At 73.6% G+C, this 18,749-nt stretch carries 16 protein-coding genes; 8 read left to right on the forward strand and 8 right to left on the reverse strand.

Annotated features, from left to right (window positions below):
* The first annotated feature begins 33 nt into the window (after window positions 1-33).
* The 5 genes from ACU436_RS00650 (at window position 34) to ACU436_RS00670 (ending at window position 5,926) form a co-directional block, all read left to right on the forward strand.
* Window positions 34-576, forward strand: a complete 543-nt coding sequence (locus tag ACU436_RS00650) for a gluconokinase (RefSeq protein ID WP_459020631.1) — start codon at window positions 34-36, stop codon at window positions 574-576.
* A gap of 111 nt (window positions 577-687) precedes the next feature.
* Complete coding sequence (locus tag ACU436_RS00655) at window positions 688-2,709, forward strand: YibE/F family protein (protein WP_459020632.1); 2,022 nt, start codon at window positions 688-690, stop codon at window positions 2,707-2,709.
* A gap of 63 nt (window positions 2,710-2,772) precedes the next feature.
* The gene (locus ACU436_RS00660) at window positions 2,773-3,513 is read left to right on the forward strand and encodes a sugar phosphate isomerase/epimerase family protein (RefSeq protein ID WP_459020633.1); all 741 of its coding nucleotides are present in this window, start codon (window positions 2,773-2,775) and stop codon (window positions 3,511-3,513) included.
* Window positions 3,510-4,625, forward strand: a complete 1,116-nt coding sequence (locus ACU436_RS00665; protein ID WP_459020634.1) for a Gfo/Idh/MocA family protein — start codon at window positions 3,510-3,512, stop codon at window positions 4,623-4,625. The genes ACU436_RS00660 and ACU436_RS00665 overlap by 4 nt, the downstream gene beginning before the upstream one ends.
* Entirely contained in the window at window positions 4,622-5,926 is a 1,305-nt protein-coding gene (locus ACU436_RS00670) for an MFS transporter (protein ID WP_459020635.1), read from the forward strand. Before ACU436_RS00665 ends, ACU436_RS00670 begins: the two co-directional genes overlap by 4 nt.
* On the opposite strand, the gene ACU436_RS00675 is transcribed toward ACU436_RS00670, so the two are convergent.
* From ACU436_RS00675 to ACU436_RS00690, 4 genes are all read right to left on the reverse strand, one after another.
* Entirely contained in the window at window positions 5,892-6,458 is a 567-nt protein-coding gene (locus ACU436_RS00675; protein ID WP_459020636.1) for a class I SAM-dependent methyltransferase, read from the reverse strand. The two genes, ACU436_RS00670 and ACU436_RS00675, sit on opposite strands and share 35 nt — an antisense overlap.
* A 118-nt stretch (window positions 6,459-6,576) precedes the next feature.
* A complete protein-coding gene (locus tag ACU436_RS00680; protein ID WP_459020637.1) occupies window positions 6,577-8,748 on the reverse strand; it encodes a xanthine dehydrogenase family protein molybdopterin-binding subunit in 2,172 nt (723 codons plus the stop codon).
* On the reverse strand, window positions 8,745-9,707 hold the full coding sequence (locus ACU436_RS00685) for an FAD binding domain-containing protein (protein WP_459020638.1): 963 nt from the start codon (window positions 9,705-9,707) through the stop codon (window positions 8,745-8,747). Before ACU436_RS00685 ends, ACU436_RS00680 begins: the two co-directional genes overlap by 4 nt.
* Window positions 9,694-10,158 carry a (2Fe-2S)-binding protein gene (locus tag ACU436_RS00690; protein WP_459020639.1) on the reverse strand — a complete coding sequence of 155 codons (465 nt, stop codon included), beginning with the start codon at window positions 10,156-10,158 and terminating at the stop codon, window positions 9,694-9,696. Before ACU436_RS00690 ends, ACU436_RS00685 begins: the two co-directional genes overlap by 14 nt.
* Before the next feature lie 168 nt (window positions 10,159-10,326).
* On the opposite strand from ACU436_RS00690, the gene ACU436_RS00695 reads away from it, so the two are divergent.
* The gene (locus tag ACU436_RS00695; protein WP_459020640.1) at window positions 10,327-10,902 is read left to right on the forward strand and encodes a TetR/AcrR family transcriptional regulator; all 576 of its coding nucleotides are present in this window, start codon (window positions 10,327-10,329) and stop codon (window positions 10,900-10,902) included.
* A 108-nt stretch (window positions 10,903-11,010) separates the two neighbouring features.
* Here the strand turns inward: ACU436_RS00695 and hisS are convergent, their stop codons facing one another.
* Both hisS and ACU436_RS00705 read right to left on the reverse strand, forming a co-directional pair.
* On the reverse strand, window positions 11,011-12,270 hold the full coding sequence (hisS, locus tag ACU436_RS00700) for a histidine--tRNA ligase (protein WP_459022571.1): 1,260 nt from the start codon (window positions 12,268-12,270) through the stop codon (window positions 11,011-11,013).
* Between the two features lie 17 nt (window positions 12,271-12,287).
* A complete protein-coding gene (locus ACU436_RS00705; RefSeq protein WP_459020641.1) occupies window positions 12,288-12,977 on the reverse strand; it encodes an MBL fold metallo-hydrolase in 690 nt (229 codons plus the stop codon).
* A gap of 88 nt (window positions 12,978-13,065) precedes the next feature.
* On the opposite strand from ACU436_RS00705, the gene ACU436_RS00710 reads away from it, so the two are divergent.
* Window positions 13,066-13,938 (forward strand): peptidylprolyl isomerase, encoded by an 873-nt coding sequence (locus tag ACU436_RS00710; RefSeq protein WP_459020642.1) that lies wholly within the window; start codon window positions 13,066-13,068, stop codon window positions 13,936-13,938.
* Between the two features lie 13 nt (window positions 13,939-13,951).
* Window positions 13,952-15,607 (forward strand): carboxylesterase/lipase family protein, encoded by a 1,656-nt coding sequence (locus ACU436_RS00715; RefSeq protein ID WP_459020643.1) that lies wholly within the window; start codon window positions 13,952-13,954, stop codon window positions 15,605-15,607.
* A gap of 151 nt (window positions 15,608-15,758) precedes the next feature.
* Here the strand turns inward: ACU436_RS00715 and ACU436_RS00720 are convergent, their stop codons facing one another.
* Together ACU436_RS00720 and ACU436_RS00725 are read right to left on the reverse strand one after the other, a co-directional pair.
* Window positions 15,759-16,355, reverse strand: coding sequence for a hypothetical protein (locus tag ACU436_RS00720; protein ID WP_459020644.1), 597 nt, complete (start codon window positions 16,353-16,355; stop codon window positions 15,759-15,761).
* A 52-nt stretch (window positions 16,356-16,407) separates the two neighbouring features.
* Complete coding sequence (locus ACU436_RS00725) at window positions 16,408-18,747, reverse strand: RelA/SpoT family protein (protein ID WP_459020645.1); 2,340 nt, start codon at window positions 18,745-18,747, stop codon at window positions 16,408-16,410.
* Window positions 18,748-18,749: the final 2 nt, after the last annotated feature.

Genomic DNA, 18,749 nt, shown 5'->3' on the forward strand with positions numbered 1-18,749 from the left:
GCGTTTCCGCAGACATTGCGTCAAGCTGCTGGCATGTCTTTCACGCTGGTGGTGATGGGCGTCTCCGGGGTGGGCAAGACCTCGGTCGCCGCCGAGATCGTCTCGCGCACCGGATGGGCGTTCGTCGAGGGCGACGACCTGCACCCCGAGGCCAACCGGGCCAAGATGGCGGCCGGCACCCCGCTCGACGACGAGGACCGCTGGCCGTGGCTGCGCCGGATCGCGGCCTGGACCGGCGAGCAGGAGGCCGCCGGGCGCAGCGCCGTGGTGACCTGCTCCGCGCTCAAGCGCAGCTACCGCGACCTCCTGCGGGACGGGCACCCGTCGGTGCGGTTCGTGCACCTCCTCGCCGCACCCGCGCTCCTGCAGACCCGGGTCGACAACCGGCGCGGCCACTACATGCCACCCGCCCTCCTGGGCAGCCAGCTCGCCACGCTCGAACCGCTCGACGAGGACGAGCCCGGTTTCGGCGTCGACACCGACCGCACACCGTCCGAGATCGCCGAGGACGTCCTCGCCCGCGTCGGGGGCGACCGGACCAGCCCCGATGCGCCAAGCGGAGGCGAGCAGCGCTGACGGTCGTACGCACGACCGCTTACCCACAGTTGACGGGCCGGTGGCCGCGCAGCACCCACCGGCGAACGGACGGGACGAGAAGCACGCCGCATGCGTTGACAGGATGGAAGCGTGCCCGCTGACGATCCGGACCAGACCACCGGCGTGGTGCGTGCCCGACGCGCGCCCGGCCGGCACCGGACCGAACGGCCCGCCGAGCCGCCACGGACACCGGAGGTCGGTTTCCCCGCCGTCCACCAGCCCGGCCGCCCACCCGACCGCCCGCGCCACGCGATGGGCGGCCGGCCGGTGACCCGCGGCCCGGCGACCCGCGACGAGAGCGCGTACGACGACTGGCACAGCGGCAGCGAGACCTGGGCCGACGGTGCCTGGGCCGACGGCTGGAACGGCGACGACCGGCCCGGCGACCCGCGCGGTGCGGCGCCCGAGCGCGGGGCCCGGCGCCGCGACGACGGCTACCCGGACACCCGGTACGCCCGCAACCATCACGACGATCCGTATGCGGCCGACCCCTACGCAGGCCCGTCCGAGCGTGACCGCTTCGAGCCCGCCCCGCTTCGGCCCAGGGCCGCCGAGTTCGACGGCGACGTCGAGGCCGGCCCCGAGCCGGCTGGGCCACCCCCCGACCGCCCCGACCGCCCCCGGGTCGGCGGCCTGCCCCACCGCCCCGGCCGGGGCCCCGTCGCCGCCGTCCCACCGGCCGCCATGCCCGACCGCCGCCCGGGTGACCCGCCCGGCGCGCCCGCCGAGCTCTTCGTCGAGACCACCACCGAGACTCCCGCGATGACGCCGGAGGTGCTGGGGCGCCACGACGAGGCCCGCGCCACCGCGGAGGCGGACGCGGACGAGCCGCCCGGCCGGCCGAGGGTGTTCGGTGTGCCGCTGCCGTTCGCGCTGCCCGCCTGGGCCGACCGGCTGGTGCGGCGAACGCCGGACGACCCCACGCCGGGGCACGGACACGGGCACGGGCACGGGCCGGCGCGTCCCGCCGGGCGCAGGGTGCGGATCCTCATCGCCGCCCTGCTGGTTCCCTGCGCGCTCGCCACGCTCGTCGGGCTCGTCCTGCTCTGGCCCACCGGCGGCCCGCCCGACACCGCCCGCCCGGGCAGCCAGCAGCCGGTGCGGGCCCAGGTCACGGCCACCACCCCGGCCGACTGCTCACCCGGCTCCGGCAGCGGCGGTTGTGTCGCGCTGGTCGTGCACATGGCGGACGGGCCACGCCCCGGCCGGGATCTCGTGCAGGTGGTGCCGGTGGAGCCGGGCACGCCGACGTTCGGGGTGGGCGACCAGGTCGTGCTGAGCTGGTCCGGCGCCGACGCGGACGACGCCGGCTCCTACCAGGTCGTGGACTTCCAGCGGGGCACCCCGCTGGTATGGCTCGCGGGCCTGTTCGCCGTGGCGGTGCTCGTGCTGGGGCGGTGGCGGGGGCTCGCGGCGCTCGCCGCCCTGGGTCTCGGCTTCGTGGTGCTGCTGTTCTTCGTGGTCCCGGCGATCCTCGCCGGCCGCGACCCCCTGGCCGTCGCGGTGGTCGGCGCTTGTCTGATCATGTTCGCGGTCCTGTACCTCACCCACGGCCCGTCCGCCCGCACGTCCACGGCCGTGCTCGGCACGCTGCTCTCACTCGCGCTCATCGGCGCGCTCGGAGCCGGGTTCTCCGTGGCGGCCCGGCTCACCGGCCTCGACGACCAGACGAGCAACCTCATCGCCACGCTCGGCACCGGCGTCGACGCGCGCGGGCTCCTCCTCGCCGGGGTCGTGATCGGCGCGCTCGGTGTGCTCGACGACGTCACGGTCACCCAAACGAGCGCGGTGTGGGAGCTGCGCCACGCCAACCCCGAGCTGAGCGCGCGCCGCCTGTTCACGGCGGCGATGCGGATCGGGCGCGACCACGTCGCCTCCGCCGTGAACACCCTCGTGCTCGCCTACGCCGGTGCGGCGCTGCCGCTGCTGCTGCTGTTCTCGCTGTCCGGGCGGGCGTTCGGCGACATCGTCACGTCCCAGGACGTCGGCACCGAGATCGTGCGGACCCTCGTCGGCAGCATCGGCCTCGTGGCGTCGGTGCCGATCACCACGGCGCTGGCGGCGGCGGTGGCGGTGCGGGAGACCGTGCCCGCTGCCGGGAAAGCCGGCTGACGCGGCGTCCGTCCCCTGGGACAACGCTTGCCCCGGACGCCCACCAGCGGTGATCCTCGGACCGTGACTCCCCTCTCCGTTCAGCTCTACACGGTCCGCGAACTGCTGGCCGAGGACCTGCCCGGCACCCTCGACCGCCTGGCGGGGCTGGGCCTCGACCACGTCGAGCCCTTCCGGCTCACCGACCACGCCGCGCAGCTGGGCCCGGCGCTCGCGGCGAGCGGGCTCACGGCGCCCACGGCGCACCAGCACGTCGTCGGCACCGGGGCGGAGGAGGAGATCTTCGCCACGGCGGCCGCGCTCGGGGTGAGGACCGTGTTCGACCCGCGGATCGACCGGGAGCGCTTCGAGACCGCGGACGGGGTCGCCGCCGTCGCCGCAGACCTCAACGCCGCGGCCGCCGTCGCCGCGAAGCACGGGGTGCGCCTCGGGTACCACAACCACGCCCAGGAGCTGGAGATCGTCCTGTACGGCACGCCCGCGCTCGAGCTCCTCGCCGGGCACCTCGACGAGGCGGTGGTGCTGGAGGTCGACACGTACTGGGCGGCGGTCGGCGGGCAGGACCCGGTGGCGCTCCTGAAGCGGCTCGGGGAGCGGGTCACGGCCGTGCACGTCAAGGACGGACCCGCCACGCCGGACCCGGCCGACCAGGTGCCGGTCGGGCAGGGCGGCCTCCCGGTCCGCGAGATCCTCGGCGCCGCCCCGGACGCGCTGCGGGTCGTCGAGCTCGACGACACCCGCGGCGACCGGTTCCGGGCCGTCGCCGACAGCGTCGCGTGGCTGCGGGCCGAGGGCCTCGCATGACCGGTGCGAACGGGTCGGGCCCGGTCCGGGTCGGCGTCATCGGCGCCGGCGTGATCAGCACGGAGTACCTGCGCAACCTGACCGCGCTGCCCGACCTCGACGTCCGCGTCGTCGGCGACCTGGACTCCGACCGGGCCCGTGCGCAGGCCACCGCGTTCGGCGTGGCCCGCGGCGGCCCGGTGGCCGGCGTGCTGGCCGACGACGACGTCGAGCTCGTCGTCAACCTCACGGTGCCGCAGGCGCACGTCGACGTCGCGTTGCAGGCCGTCGCCGCCGGGAAACACGTGTGGAACGAGAAGCCGATCGGCCTCGACCGCCGCAGCACCCGCACGCTGCTCGACACCGCCCGGGCGAGCGGGCTGCGCGTGGCGACCGCGCCGGACACGTTCCTCGGTCCCGGCATCCAGGCCGCGCGCCGGCTCGTCGAGTCCGGCGCGATCGGCACCCCGCTCACCGCCCTCACCCTCCTGCAGGGCCCGGGACCGGAGTCGTGGCACCCCAACCCGGACTTCCTGTTCTCCGAGGGCGCGGGCCCGCTGTTCGACCTCGGTCCCTACTACCTCACCGCGCTCGTCCAGCTGCTCGGCCCGGTCTCGCAGGTCTCGGCGGTCACCTCCCGGGCGCGGGCCGTGCGCACGATCGGCTCGGGGCCACGGGCGGGGGAGCGTTTCGACGTCACCGTGCCGACCCACGTCGGCGCGATCTACCGGTTCGCCGGCGGGGCGAGCGCGCAGAGCCTCTTCAGCTTCGACTCGGCGGTGAAGCGGAAGCAGATCGAGATCGCCGGCACGGAGGGCACGATCGCCGTGCCCGACCCGAACACGTTCGCCGGGGAGATCGTCGTGCACCGCATGGACGGCGAGGTGCTCACCGTCCCGGCCGTCGCCGCGCGGGCCACGCGCGGCACGGGGGTGCTCGAGCTGGCCCGCGCGGTACGCGCCGGACGGCCCGAGCGCGCGTCCGGCGAGCTGGGCGAGCACGTCCTGGACGTCATGATCTCCACCATCGAGGCGGCCGACCGCGGGGCGCCGGTGGAGCTCGCGAGCACGGTGGAGATCGGCCCGGCCCTGCCGGAGGGCTGGGACCCGACGGCATCCACACTAGGCCGATGAGCGCAGCCACACCGTCCGGTCGGCGTATCGCGGTCGCCAGCTTCATCGGCACCGCGATCGAGTTCTACGACTTCTACATCTACGGCACGGCGGCGGCACTCCTGTTCGGCGCGGTGTTCTTCCCGTCGTTCTCCCCGCTCGCCGGCACGCTCGCCTCGCTCGCCACGTTCGCCGTGGGGTTCATCGCCCGACCGCTGGGCGCGATCCTCTTCGGGCACTTCGGCGACCGGATCGGCCGCAAGCGGATGCTCATCGTCTCGCTGGTGCTGATGGGTGGGGCCACGGTGGCGGTCGGCCTGATCCCGTCGTACGACAGCATCGGGGTGCTCGCCCCGATCCTGCTGGTGATCGCCCGGTTCCTGCAGGGCATCGGGCTGGGCGGCGAGTGGGGCGGCGCGGTGCTGCTCGCCACCGAGTACGCCCCGCCCGGCAAGCGCGGCCTCTACTCGGCGTTCCCCCAGCTGGGCCCTGCGGTGGGGTTCGTGCTCGGGAACGGGCTCTTCCTGCTGCTGGACGCGACGATGTCCGACGAGACCTTCCGCACGATCGGGTGGCGCATCCCGTTCCTCGCCTCGGCCGTGCTGCTCGTGGTGGGCTACTACATCCGGATGCGGATCGCCGAGACCCCGGTGTTCCAGGCCGCGATGGACCGGCAGGAGCGCTCCCGCGTGCCGTTCGCCGACCTGCTGCGCAGCCAGCCGATGGTGCTGGTGCTCGCGACGCTGTCGTTCATCCTCGCGCACACGCTCTTCTACACGGTCACCACGTTCACGCTGTCCTACGGCACCAAGACCCTGCACGTGGACCGCACCACGATGCTGCTGGCCGCGATGGTGGCCGTGGCGATCATGGGGGCGGCCACGCTGTGGTTCGCCGTGCAGTCCGACCGCTACGGCCGCAAACGGCTCTGCCTCGCGGCGGCGGTGCTCGCGGCGGTGTGGGCGTTCCCGCTCTTCTGGCTGGTCGACAGCGGGCAACCCTTGCTGATCACGCTCGGCATGACCGGTGGGCTGCTCTGCTTCGCGATGCTGTACGGGCCGATGGGCGCGTTCCTGCCGGAGCTGTTCCGGGTGCGCTACCGGTACTCGGGCGCCTCGTTCGCCTACAGCGCGAGCGGGATCGTCGGCGGCGGGATCAGCCCGCTCGTGGCCACCGACCTGCTGGCCCGGACCGGGTCGAGCGCGGCGGTGTCGGCGTACGTCGTGGTGATCGCGGTGATCTGCATCGTCTGCCTGGTCCCGCTGCGCGAGACCAAGGACGCCGACTTCACGGACGGGCTGGCTCCGACCCGGGCCCGCTGACCCTGGCCACCAGGCTCGCCTCGCCGTCGCGCTCGACGTGGTGCAGCACCTCGAGCGCACCGAACGCCGCGCGCAGCTCACCGGCGGGGGCGCGGAACGGGCCGGGCCCCTCCCCCACCTCGGACAGCACGGTCACGACGAGCAGCCCGCCCGGCGCGAGCCGGGCGGCCAGCTCCGGGTACCGGGCGGGGTCGCGGAACCGCTGGCACACGACCAGGTCGTAGGCCCCGCCCGGCAGCCCGGAATCGAGGTCGTGGCGCATCCACCGCACGGTCACGCCTTCCCGCGCGGCGAGCTCACGCCCGGCATCCAGCGCGACCGGGGAGACGTCCACCGCGTCCACGGCGAACCCCCGCGCCGCCAGCCAGACGGCCACGGTGCCGCGGCCGCAGGCCACGTCGAGCGCCCGGCCGCCCGGGGGAAGCAGGTCCGTGCGGCCGCGCAGCGCGTCGGGCGGAGCAGGTCCCACCGCACCCGCCGCCACAGCGACGACATGGCGTGCATCCCAGCGCTCCCGGTCGGCGTCGGTCACCGCGACAACGCTAGTGCCGAGGGCATGGCCGCTAGGCCCCGCTCCAACGCCAGCATGGTGGCCATACTGCGATAAGACGCAAGTATGGCCACCATGCTGGCATCGGGGAGGCTGCGGCTCAGTCCAGGAGGTCCTCGATCGTGATCGGGATGTGCCGGACGCGGACACCGATGGCGTTGTGGATGGCGTTGGCTACGGCCGCGGCCATGCCGACCGTGCCGATCTCGCCGACGCCCCGGGCACCCACCGGGTTGTGCAGCGTGTCCGGGTGCTGCACGAAGTGCACGTCGACATCGGGGATGTCGGCGTTGACCGGCACCAGGTATCCGGCCAGGTCGGCGTTGGCGAACCGGCCGTTCTCCTCGACCTCCAGCCCCTCGTGCAGCGCCGCGGAGACGCCCCAGATCATGCCGCCCATCAGCTGGCTGCGGGCCGCCTTCTCGTTGATGATCCGGCCCGCGTCGAACACGCCGAGCATGCGGGACACGCGCGCCTCACGCGTCCACCTGTGCACCCGGACCTCGCAGAACTGGGCGCCCCACGAGCTGAACGAGTGCTTGGTGAGCTCCTCGCCGGGCGCGGACGAGCCGCTCGCCGAGACCGACTCCTGGTGAAGCGCGGTCAGCAGCTCGCCGAAGGTCATCGACCGGCCGCCGGCCAGGACCCGCCCGTCCGCGTAGGTCACGTCCTGGCCCTCGAACGGCGCACCCGGCGCGCCGGCGAGGGCCTGCAGGTCGTCGATCACCGCCGACGCGGCGATCATGATCGCCGAGCCCACGCTGGCCGTGGCGGTCGAGCCGCCGGACAGCCCGCCCGGCGGGTACGCGGAGCGCCCCAGGCGCGGCGTGATCCGCTCCACGGCGATGTCCAGCGACTCGGCGCCGATCAGCGCCATCACGGTCAGCAGCCCGGTGCCCGGGTCCGCGCCGCCGACCGAGACCACGGCCGTGTCGTCGGCCCGCAGCGTGATCTCGGTGGTGGCCGGGAACCGCAGTGCCGGGAAGAACGCCGTCGCCATGCCCATCCCGACCTGCCAGTCGCCGTCCTCGCGGCCGGTGGCCGAGCGGCCGGACCAGCCGAAGCGCTCGGCGCCGATCCGGTAGCAGTCGTCGAGGTACTTGCTCGACCACTGCAGGTCGCTGCCGACCGGGCCGGTCGAGCTGTTGCGCAGCCGCAGCTCGATCGGGTCCATGTCCAGCGCGACGGCCAGCTCGTCGATCGCGCTCTCCAGTGCGAACGACCCGGGCGCCTCGCCCGGGGCCCGCATGAACGTGGTCCGCGGGATGTTCAGCGGCACCACCTTCTGGCTGATGGCCAGGTTGCGGGTGGCGTACCACTCCCCCGACGTGGTGTGCGAGGTCTGCTCCACGAACGACCTGTCCAGCGCCGCGCTGCACCACGAGTCGTGGCGCACCGCGTTCAGCGTGCCGTCCCGGTCGGCGCCGAGCGCGATCTTCTGCAACGTCTCCGCGCGGTTGGCGGTGGCGGTGAAGACCTGCTCCCGGCTCAGCGCCGCCTTGACCGGCCGGCCGAGGGCCCGGGCCGCGGCCGCCGCCAGCAACGCCGGGACCGAGGTGCTGCCCTTCCCGCCGAACGCGCCACCCACGAACGGGTTGATCGTGTGCACCGAGGACGGCTCGACCTCGAGCGCGGCGGCCATGTCCTCCTGCTGGAAGCTCGCCCCCTGGTTGCCGCTGTAGATCGTCAGACCGTCGTCGTCCCAGAGCGCGACCGCGGAGTGCGGCTCCATCGCCGCGTGGTTCTGGGCCGCGGTGGAGTAGGTGCCCTCGACCACGACCTGGCTCGCGGCCAGCGCGTCCTCGATGGACTCCACGCCCGGGGCGAGCACGGCGTGCGTCGGCGGCGTCCCGTCCATGGCGGGCGGCCCGTCCTCGGCCCGGTCGAGGTTGTCCTGGAGCGTCGTGCGGGCCGGCCGCTCGTCGTAGGAGACCTCCACGAGCATCGCCGCGTCGCGGGCCTGCTCGTAGGTCTGCGCCACGACGAAGCCGATGGGCTGCCCGTAGTAGGCGACGTCCCGGTCCTGCAGCGGCACCCAGGTCTCACCCAGCATCGGGCTGTTCGGCCTGCGCAGCGTCAGCGGGTCGAACGGCGAGTAGACGGCGACCACGCCGGGAGCGCCCTTGGCGGCGGTCACGTCCATGGCGACGATCTCGCCGCCCGCGATCGTGCTGGTCACCACGTAGCCGTGGAGCATGCCGGGGAAGTTGTGGTCCAGCCCGTACCGCGCCCGGCCGGTGACCTTCAGCGGACCGTCGATGCGGCTGGTCATGCGCGGTTCCCTTCGGTGAGTTCCAGCAGCGCCCGGACGATCGTGCGCCGCATCAGCGGCAGCTTGTAGCCGTTCCCGGACAGCGGCGCGGCGCCTTCGGTCGCGACGGCCGCGGCGTCCTCGAAGGCGGCCTGCGACACCGGTGCGCCCCGCAGGGCCGCTTCGACCCCGTGCAGGCGCCACGGCACCGTCGCCACCCCGCCGACGGCCACCCGGGCGTCGACGATGCGGGAGTCGCGCACGTCCAGCGCGACCGCGGCCGAGCACAGCGCGAACTCGTACGACTGGCGGTCGCGCACCTTCACGTAGGTGGAGTTGGCCGCCCAGTCGAGCCGCGGCACCACGACCTCGGTGATCAGCTCGCCGGGCCGCAGGTCGTTCTCCACCTGCGGCGTGTCGCCGGGCAGCCGGTAGAAGTCGGCCAGCTCCACCGTCCGGGTCCCGTCGGCGCCGGCCAGCGTGACGCGCGCGTCCAGGGCGACGAGGGCGACCGCGACGTCGCTGGCGTGCGTCGCCACGCACGAGTCGCTCGCGCCGAGGACGGCGTGCATCCGGTTGGCGCCCGAGCGGGCCGGGCAGCCGCTGCCCGGTTCCCGCCTGTTGCACGGCATCGCCACGTCGCGGAAGTAGGTGCAGCGCGTGCGCTGCAGGAGGTTCCCGCCGATGCTGGCCATGTTGCGCAGCTGCTGGGACGCGCTCTGCAGCAGGGCACGCGACACGGCGGGGTACACGCCGGGGTGCCGCGCGACGTCGCCCATCCGCTCCAGCGCGCCCAGCCGCAGGCCGTCGCCGGTGTCGATGCCGCGCAGGGGCAGCGCGTTGATGTCGAGCACGTGCTGCGGCGTCAGCACGTTGAGCTTCATCAGGTCGACCAGGGTGGTGCCGCCGGCGAGGAACGTGCCCGGCTCGGCCAGCGCGTCCTCGACGGTGGCGGGGGCGGTCAGCTCAAACGGACGCATCGGCCCGCCTCACCTGGTCGGCCGCCTGGTTGATCGCCGCCACGATGTTCGGGTAGGCGGCGCAGCGGCAGATGTTGCCGGACATGAACTCCCGCACGTCCGCGACGTCCTGCTCCACCGCGGCGACGGCGGACATGATCTGGCCGGACGTGCAGAACCCGCATTGCAGCGCGTCCTGGTCGACGAACGCCTGCTGCACCGGGTGCAGCTCGTCGCCGGTGGCGAGCCCGTCCACGGTGGTCACCGGCTCCCGCACGGTGGCGGCGAGCGTCAGGCACGACAGCACCGGGCGGCCGCCCACGTGCACCGTGCATGCGCCGCACTGGCCGCGGTCGCATCCCTTCTTGGGACCGGTGACGTCCAGCCGCTCGCGCAGCGCGTCGAGCAGCGTGACGCCCGGTTCGACGTCGAGGTTCTCGGTACTGCCATTCACTTCGATGCAGATCTGCACGGGACTTCTTCCCGGTCGGTTGTGGTGGTGGCTCGTCGAGCTCGTACGCTGGAACCGGATGACTATCCGGTCGATGCCGCCACCGTAGCGGATACTTATCCGCTCAGCAACGTGCCGGCCCCGCAGCGCGTCGATTACCGTGCGGGGACCAGCCGGGAGGTGACGACGATGACGACGGGGTCGGTGAGCCCCAGGCGTGCGGACACCCGACGCAACAACGAGCGCATCCTCGTCGCGGCGGCCACGGCGCTGACCTGCTCGGGCGAGCTCTCGTTCAACGCCATCGCCAAGAAGGCGGGCGTCGGCGTCGGCACCGTCTACCGGCACTTCCCGACGCCGGAGGCGCTCGTGCTGGCGGTCTACCGCCGGGAGGTGCAGCACCTGATCGACGTCGTCCCCACCCTGCTGCGGGAGAGGTCCCCCCAGGAGGCGTTCCAGGGGTGGACCACCGATCACCTCGCCCGCTACATGATGACCAAGCGCGGCCTCGGCGACGCCCTGCGCTCCGCCACGAGCCCCCATGAGGACGTCGCAGGCAAGGCCTACGAGGCCATCGCCGGCGCGGTGGCCACCCTGCTCGCCGCCAACGTCGAGGCGGGCACCGTGCGCGCCGACCTGAAACCGGAGACCGTGCTGCGTGGCCTCTTCGGCCTGCTCCAGCTCGACCCGCACGGCGACTGGCGCAGCCAGGCCGAGGCGCTGACGGACCTCCTCTGGCGCGGCATGTCCCCCCGAGCGGACTGACCCGGCTCGTCACACACCAACTTCGGTGCTCGCACATGAACTGCAGTTGGTATGCGAGCACCGGAGTTCATGTGTGATGCCTTCGCCGACGACACTGCACGGACGCCGTCAGGCCAGCGCCGCGACCACCGTGTCGACGGCCGCGTCGAGGGCGACGGCCTGCTGGTCGCCCGTTGCCAGGTCCTTCACCCCGATGGTCCCGGCCTCCAGGTCGCGTTCACCCAGGACGAGGGCGAGGCGGGCGCCGGAACGGTCGGCGGCCTTCATGGCCCCCTTGAGGCCCCGGCCGCCGTAGGCGAGGTCGACGCGGACGCCTGCGCGGCGCAGCTGCGCCGCCAGCCCGACGAGCCGGCGCTTGGCGGTACCGCCCAGCGGCACGCCGAACACCTCGCAGCGGGCCTCCGACCAGGGCGTGACGCCCTCCGCCCGGCAGGCGAGCAGCGTGCGGTCGACGCCGAGCCCGAACCCGACGCCCGACAGCGGCTGCCCGCCCAGCGTGGCCATCAGGCCGTCGTAGCGGCCGCCGCCGCCGATGCCGGACTGCGCACCGAGCCCGTCGTGCACGAACTCGAACGTGGTCTTCGTGTAGTAGTCCAGGCCGCGCACCATCCGCGGGTTCTCGGTGTAGGGCACGGCGAGGTCGTCGAGGTGCTGCTTGACGGCCGCGTGGTGCTCGGCCGAGGCCGGCGACAGGTGGTCGACCAGCAGCGGCGCGGCGGTGAGCAGCTCCCGCACCTCGGGTCGCTTGTCGTCGAGCACCCGCAGCGGGTTGAGCTGCGCGCGGGCCCGGGTGGGCTCGTCGAGCGGCAGGCCGGCCAGGAACTCGCGCAGCAGCCGCCCGTACTCGGGGCGGCACTCGGCGTCGCCCAGGGAGGTGATCTCCAGCCGGTAGCCGGTGAGCCCGAGCGCGCGGAACCCCTCGTCGGCGATCGCGATCACCTCGGCGTCCAGCGCCGGGTCGTCCACGCCGATCGCCTCGACGCCCACCTGTTGCAGCTGCCGGTACCGGCCGGCCTGCGGCCGCTCGTAGCGGAAGAACGGGCCCGCGTAGCGCAGCTTCACCGGCAGGCCGTGCCGGTCCAGGCCGTGCTCGATCACCGCCCGGACGACGCCCGCGGTGCCCTCCGGCCGCAGCGTGACGGACCGGTCGCCGCGGTCGGCGAACGTGTACATCTCCTTGCTCACGACGTCGGTGGACTCGCCGACGCCGCGGGCGTAGAGCGCGGTGTCCTCGAAGACGGGCAGCTCCAGCAGCCCGTACCCGGCCCGGTCCGCGGCAGCCTCGAGGGTGGCGCGCACGTGCGCGAACCCGGCCGACTCGGGCGGGTAGTACTCCGGGATTCCCTTGGGCGCCGCGAAGGCGGTCACCTTCTCCTCCAGCGCCGTCACAACCCCCTCCCCCTCGCCGGCACGTCCATGCCCTGCAGGAACGGGTTGGACGCCCGTTCTCGCCCCACCGTGGTGGTGGGGCCGTGGCCGGGCAGCACGACCGTGTCGTCGGCCCTGGTCAGCAGCTTGTCCCGCAGGCTCGCGAGCATCTGCTCGTGGTCGCCGCCGGGCAGGTCGGTGCGCCCGATCGACCCGGCGAAGAGCGTGTCACCGGCCAGCACGACATCGACGCCCTCCTCGGTGGGGGTGGTGAACACGACGGAGCCCCGGGTGTGGCCCGGCGTGTGGTCGACGCGCAGGGTGAGCCCGGCCAGGTCGAGCGCGGCGCCGTCGGCGAGGGCGCGCACCTCCCGCGGCTCCCGCAGCTCCAGCCGCCCACCGAAGAGCGCAGCCGCATCGGCCGAGAGTCCCTTCAGCGGGTCGGCGAGCAGATCGCGGTCGTCCGGGTGGATCCAGGCCGGTACGTCGTGCCCGTCGCACACCGGCGCCACGCTGAACGTGTGGTCGAAATGGCCGTGGGTCAGCAGGACCGCGACCGGCGTGAGCCGATGCTCGGCGAGCAAGGCGTCCAAGGGCGGGGCGGCGTCCTGGCCGGGGTCGACCACGACGCACGCCTCGCCCGGACCCGCTGCCACCACGTAGCAGTTGGTCTGGAACGAACCGGCGGGAAATCCTGCGACGAGCACGTCTCCAGGGTAGAGGGACACGACCTCACCGAAGTCTCTCAGGGTCGATCGCTATCCTGCGCCGATCGGCGGAAGTGAGGGAGTGTCGGTGTCGACCAACCAGATGCGACGTGAGGCGGCCAAGCGCAAGCTGGAGCACCAGCAGCAGCGACGGGCCGAGCGGGTGCGGCGCCGGCAGCGCACCGCGATCATCACGTCCGCGTCCGTCGTCGTCGTGGTCGTAGTGGCCGTGGTGCTGCTGTCCACCGTCGGCCTGCCCGGTGGTGGTGACGACAGCGCCGCGCCGCCCGCCGACGCCCCCAACCCGACGTCCGCGCCCGCCGCCGCGGGGGTCCCGGACTCGATCCCGACCGAGCCCGCCGCGGCGCCCGCGCGGCCCACGCCGCTGCCTGCCAGCGTCACGTGCGACTACCCGGCGGGGAGCGAGCCGGCGGCCAAGCCGGTCCAGCCGCCGCCGGGCGGCGACGTCAGCTCGCAGGGCACCGTGGCCGTCACCCTGCAGACGAGCGCGGGCGCCGTGCCGCTCACGCTCGACCGGGCGCTCGCACCCTGCGCGGTGAACAGCTTCGAGAGCCTCGTCCGGCAGGCCTACTACGACGGCACCACCTGCCACCGGCTCACCACGGGCGCCTCGCTGCAGGTGCTCCAGTGCGGTGACCCGTCCGGTACCGGCAGCGGTGGGCCCGGCTACACGTTCGCGGACGAGGTCTTCCCCGAGCTGACGTACGGGCGCGGCGTGCTCGCCATGGCGAACGCCGGCGCGAACACCAACGGCAGCCAGTTCTTCATGGTCTACGGCGACGCCCAGCTGCCGCCGCAGTACACCGCCTTCGGCACCATCGGCGCCGAGGGGCTGCAGGTGGTCGACGGGATCGCCAACAAGGGCCAGGACCAGAGCCGCGACGCCACGGACGGCGCTCCGGTCGAGCCGGTCACCATCGACAAGGCGGTCCTGAGCTGACCCGGTAGCAGCAATGCGCAGCGGCCTCCTCCACTGCGCCGCCGGGCTGGCCATCGCGCTGGGCGTCGTCGGGTGCACGGCGCCGGTGGCGGCCGTCGCGACCCCGCTCGCCGAGCTCGTCGCCGTCGAGCAGGGCGAGCTGCTCGGCACCACCGACGGTTCGGTGCTGCGCTACCGGGGCGTCCCGTACGCGGCCGCGCCGCTGGGCGAGCGGCGCTTCGCACCCCCGGCCGCGGCACCTTCGTGGAGCGGCACCCGGCCGGCGACGGAACCCGGCGCACGGTGCGCGCAGCTGCCGGCCGCGCCCGGCACGCCGCACCTGACGACCGGCAGCGACACCGAGGACTGCCTCACGCTCGACGTCACCGTGCCGGCCGGCACCACCGCCGATGCGGGGTTGCCGGTGCTCGTCTGGATCCACGGCGGTGGTTTCAACGCGGGTGCGGGCACCGACACCGACCCGCGCCGCCTCGCCGAGGCGGGCCCCCTCGTCGTGGTCACCGTGAACTACCGGCTCGGCATCTTCGGGTTCCTCGGCCTGCCGGGACTGCCGGGGTCGGGCTCGTTCGGGCTGCTCGACCAGCGGGCCGCCCTGATCTGGGTGCAGCACAACATCGCCGCGTTCGGCGGCGACCCGGACAGCGTGACGCTGGCCGGCCAGTCCGCCGGAGCCGACAGCGTCTGCGCCCACCTCACCTCGCCCGCGTCCACCGGGCTGTTCCACCGGGTGATCATGCAGAGCGGCGAGTGTGGCGCGACCGACCTCGTCGACGTCATCCGCCCGAGCTCCGGTCCGGCCGGCGACACCTGGAAACCGCTCCCCCTGCTCGAGGCCGCGGGCGTGGCGGCGGCGAGCACACTCGGCTGCCCCGCCCCGGGCGACGGCCCGGGCACGGCCAGGGACATGACCGACGTGCTCGCATGCCTGCGCGCGCTTCCCACGGCGACGCTCGTCGGGGGCGCGGGCTACTACTGGAGCCCGGCCACCGGCACGCCGACGCTCCCGCGCCGCCCGTCGGACGTGATCGTGGACCGGGACACCCGCCCGGGCATCCCCGTCCTCGCCGGCACCACACGCGACGAGGGCACCCTGTTCACCGTCGCGTTCTTCGACCGCGCCGGCACCCCGATCTCCGACGCGGGGCTCAAGGCGCTGCTCGCGGGCGCCTCCACCGCCCGGGCCGCGGAGGCGGGCTCGGCCTACCCCACCGTGGACCGTTCCCCCGGGCGGGCGTGGTCGGACGTCATCACCGACCGCGCGTACTCCTGTCCCGGGCTGGTCAACTACCGGGCGCTCGCCGAGCGCGGCCCGGTGTACGCCTACGAGCTCGCCGACCCCGCCGCGCCGTCGCCGTACGTCGCACTGCCGCCCGACCTCGCAGGCGGCTCGCCCCACGGCGCGGAGATGCCCTACCTGTTCGACCTCGTGCCCGGCCCGACGGCGCTCACGGCCGACCAGCAGCCCCTCGCGGTGGAGCTGGTGGACCGGTGGGCGGGGTTCGCCGCCACCGGCGACCCCAACCGTCACCCTGGCTCGGCCACCGCCTGGCCGCCCTGGACCGGCGAGGGCCACCTGCTCACGATCACCGGACCGGGTCCGGCCACGACGGTCAGCTCCGCCGCCGCCTTCGCCGAGGCCCACCGTTGCGCGCTCTGGGGCGTGGGCTAGTGTCCCGAACCGGAAGTCCGGTGCATGAATCGGCGGATCCAGGTTTCCGCCGGGTGCGCCGGCCTCGTACCGGGCGTACTCGGACGGTTCGCCGGTGCGGCCAGCGGAAGCTGGGCCGTCGAGTTATGTGGTGGACTTTCGGTTCGGGACACTAGCTCGCGGCCGCCAGATCCCGGTCGACCCTGCGGTGGTAGCGCATCCCGGCGAGACCGCCGAGCACCGCGCCGACCAGCGTCACCACCAGCACGCCGACGGCGAGCGCCGCGGCGCCGGCGGACAGCACTCCGCCGCCCATCGGGAGCCGGACGAGCTCGTCGACGCTCGGCCCCGGGAGGGCGCCGGTCACCGTGACGGTCACCGCCCCGGCCACCGCGACGAACAACGTCCACAGCCACACCGCCACGCCCTGCCGCGCGCCGGCGAACCGCGCCATTCGCCCGGCCACGTAGCCCCCGCAGTAGTAGGCGACGAGGATGACCACGAGGAGGACGACCGCGCCCACCACGCCCGCCGCCCGGCTCACGGCGGCGGGGCCGCCGGCCGGGTCCACCAGTCCCAGCGCGGCGCCTGCGGCCGTCGCGAGGGCACTCAGCAGCGCCGTCATGCCCATGGCGGTGACCCAGCCGAAGAAGGCCGAGCCCCACCGGATGCCGCCGAAGCGCCGCGCCTGCTCGGACGTCAGGTGGGTACGCGCCCGCGTGAAGTTCGGAAAGGGTTGTGTGCGTTCCGCGTCGGGGACGGTGCTCATGGGTGTCTCCTCCCTCTGTGGGAAGGAGGTACCCAGGTCAGCCGTGCGGCACTCAGCTCGCGCTGGTCACCCGGTACACGTCGTAGACGCCCTCGACGTTGCGCACCGCGCGCAGCACGTGCCCGAGGTGCTTCGGATCGCCCATCTCGAACGTGAAGCGGGAGACCGCCACCCGGTCGCGGGAGGTCTGGACGGATGCGGAGAGGATGTTGACCCGCTCGTCGGCGAGCACCTTGGTGACGTCGGACAGCAGGCGGTGCCGGTCGAGCGCCTCCACCTGGATGGCCACGAGGAACACCGAGCCCGGCTGCACCGACCAGGTGACGTCGACGAGCCGCTCCGAGCGGGCCTGCAGCTCCTTGGCGTTGGTGCAGTCGGTGCGGTGCACGCTGATGCCGCCGCCGCGGGTGACGAACCCGAGGATGTCGTCGCCCGGCACCGGCGTGCAGCAGCGGGCGAGCTTGGTGTACATGTCGCCGACGTCGCCGTCCGAGCCGCGCACCACGACGCCGGCGTCGCCCGTGGTGCGGCGCAACCGCACGATCGACGGGGTGGCGCGCTCGGCGAGGTCCTCCTCGGCCTGGTCCTCGCCACCCAGCAGCGCGACCAGCCGCTGCACGACGTGCCGGGCGCTGGCGTGGCCCTCGCCCACGGCCGCGTACAGGCCGGAGACGTCGGGGAAGTGCATCTCGCGCGCGAGTGCCGTCATCGCGTCGGCCGAGACGAGCCGCTGCAGGGGGAACGAGGTGCGCCGGGCCTCGCGGGCGATGGACTCCTTGCCCGCTTCGATGGCCTCCTCGCGGCGCTCCTTCGCGAACCACTGCTTGACCTTCGTCTTCGCGCGGGGGGATGCGACGAACGAGAGCCAGTCACGGCTCGGTCCGGCGCTCTCCGCCTTCGACGTGAAGATCTCGACGACGTCACCGGACTCGAGCTTGCGTTCGAGCGCCACCAGCTTGCCGTTGACGCGGGAGCCGATGCAGCGGTTGCCCACCTCGGTGTGCACGGCGTATGCGAGGTCGACCGGGGTGGACCCGGAGGGCAGCGTGACGACGTCGCCCTTGGGCGTGAACACGAAGATCTGCTGCGCGCCGAGCTCGTTGCGCAGCGACTCCAGGAAGTCGCCCGGGTCGGCGGCCTCCCGCTGCCAGTCGAGGAGCTGGCGCATCCACGCCATCTGCTCCACCTCGACGGCCTGGCCGTTGTGGGAGCCGCGGGACTCCTTGTACCGCCAGTGCGCCGCGATGCCGAACTCGGCCGTGTTGTGCATCTCGCGGGTGCGGATCTGCACCTCGAGCGGCTTGCCGTCCGGCCCGATCACGGTGGTGTGCAGCGACTGGTAAACCCCGAACCGGGGCTGGGCGATGTAGTCCTTGAACCGGCCCGGCATCGGCTGCCACAGGGCGTGGACCATGCCCATCGCCGCGTAGCAGTCACGCACCTCGTCGACGAGCACGCGGACGCCGACGAGGTCGTGGATGTCGTCGAAGTCGCGGCCCTTGACGATCATCTTGCGGTAGATCGAGTAGTAGTGCTTGGGCCGGCCCTCGACGGTGGCGGTGATCCGCGCCGAGTCGAGCTGCTGCATGACCTCGTCGATGACCTGCTTGAGGTACGTGTCGCGGGACGGCGCCCGCGTGGCGACGAGGCGCACGATCTCGGAGTACTTCTTCGGGTGCAGGATCGCGAAGGACAGGTCCTCCAGCTCCCACTTGATGGTGGCCATCCCGAGCCGGTGGGCCAGCGGGGCGAGCACCTCCAGGGTCTCCCGGGCCTTCTTCGCCTGCTTCTCCGGCGGCAGGAAGCGCATCGTGCGCATGTTGTGCAGCCGGTCCGACAGCTTGATCACCAGCACCCGCGGGTCGCGGGCCATCGCGACGATCATCTTGCGGATCGTCTCCGCCTCGGCGGCGGTGCCCAGCTCGACCTTGTCCAGCTTGGTGACGCCGTCGACGAGGTGCGCGACCTCCTCGCCGAAGTCCTTGCGCAGCCGGTCGAGCGAGTAGTCGGTGTCCTCAACCGTGTCGTGCAGCAGCGCCGCGACGAGCGTGGTGGTGTCCATGCCCAGCTCCGCCAGGATGCTGGACACGGCGAGCGGGTGGGTGATGTACGGGTCGCCCGACTTGCGCTTCTGGCCGGCGTGCTTGGCCTCCGCCACGTCGTAGGCGCGCTGCAGGAGCCCCAGGTCGGCCTTCGGGTGCAGCGTGCGGTGCACGCTGGCGAGCGGTTCGAGCACCGGGCCGACGACGGCCACCCGCTGCGGCGTCATCCGCCGCGCGATACGGGCACGCACCCGGCGCGTGGCCGACGGCCGGGCCCCGTTTCCGTTCGTCTCGGGAGCGGGTGGGGCCGGGCTCGCGGCCGGGGGCGCGGGCTGGTGCAGCTCCGTCATCC

The sequence above is a fragment of the Pseudonocardia wallangbongensis genome (assembly GCF_054486945.1).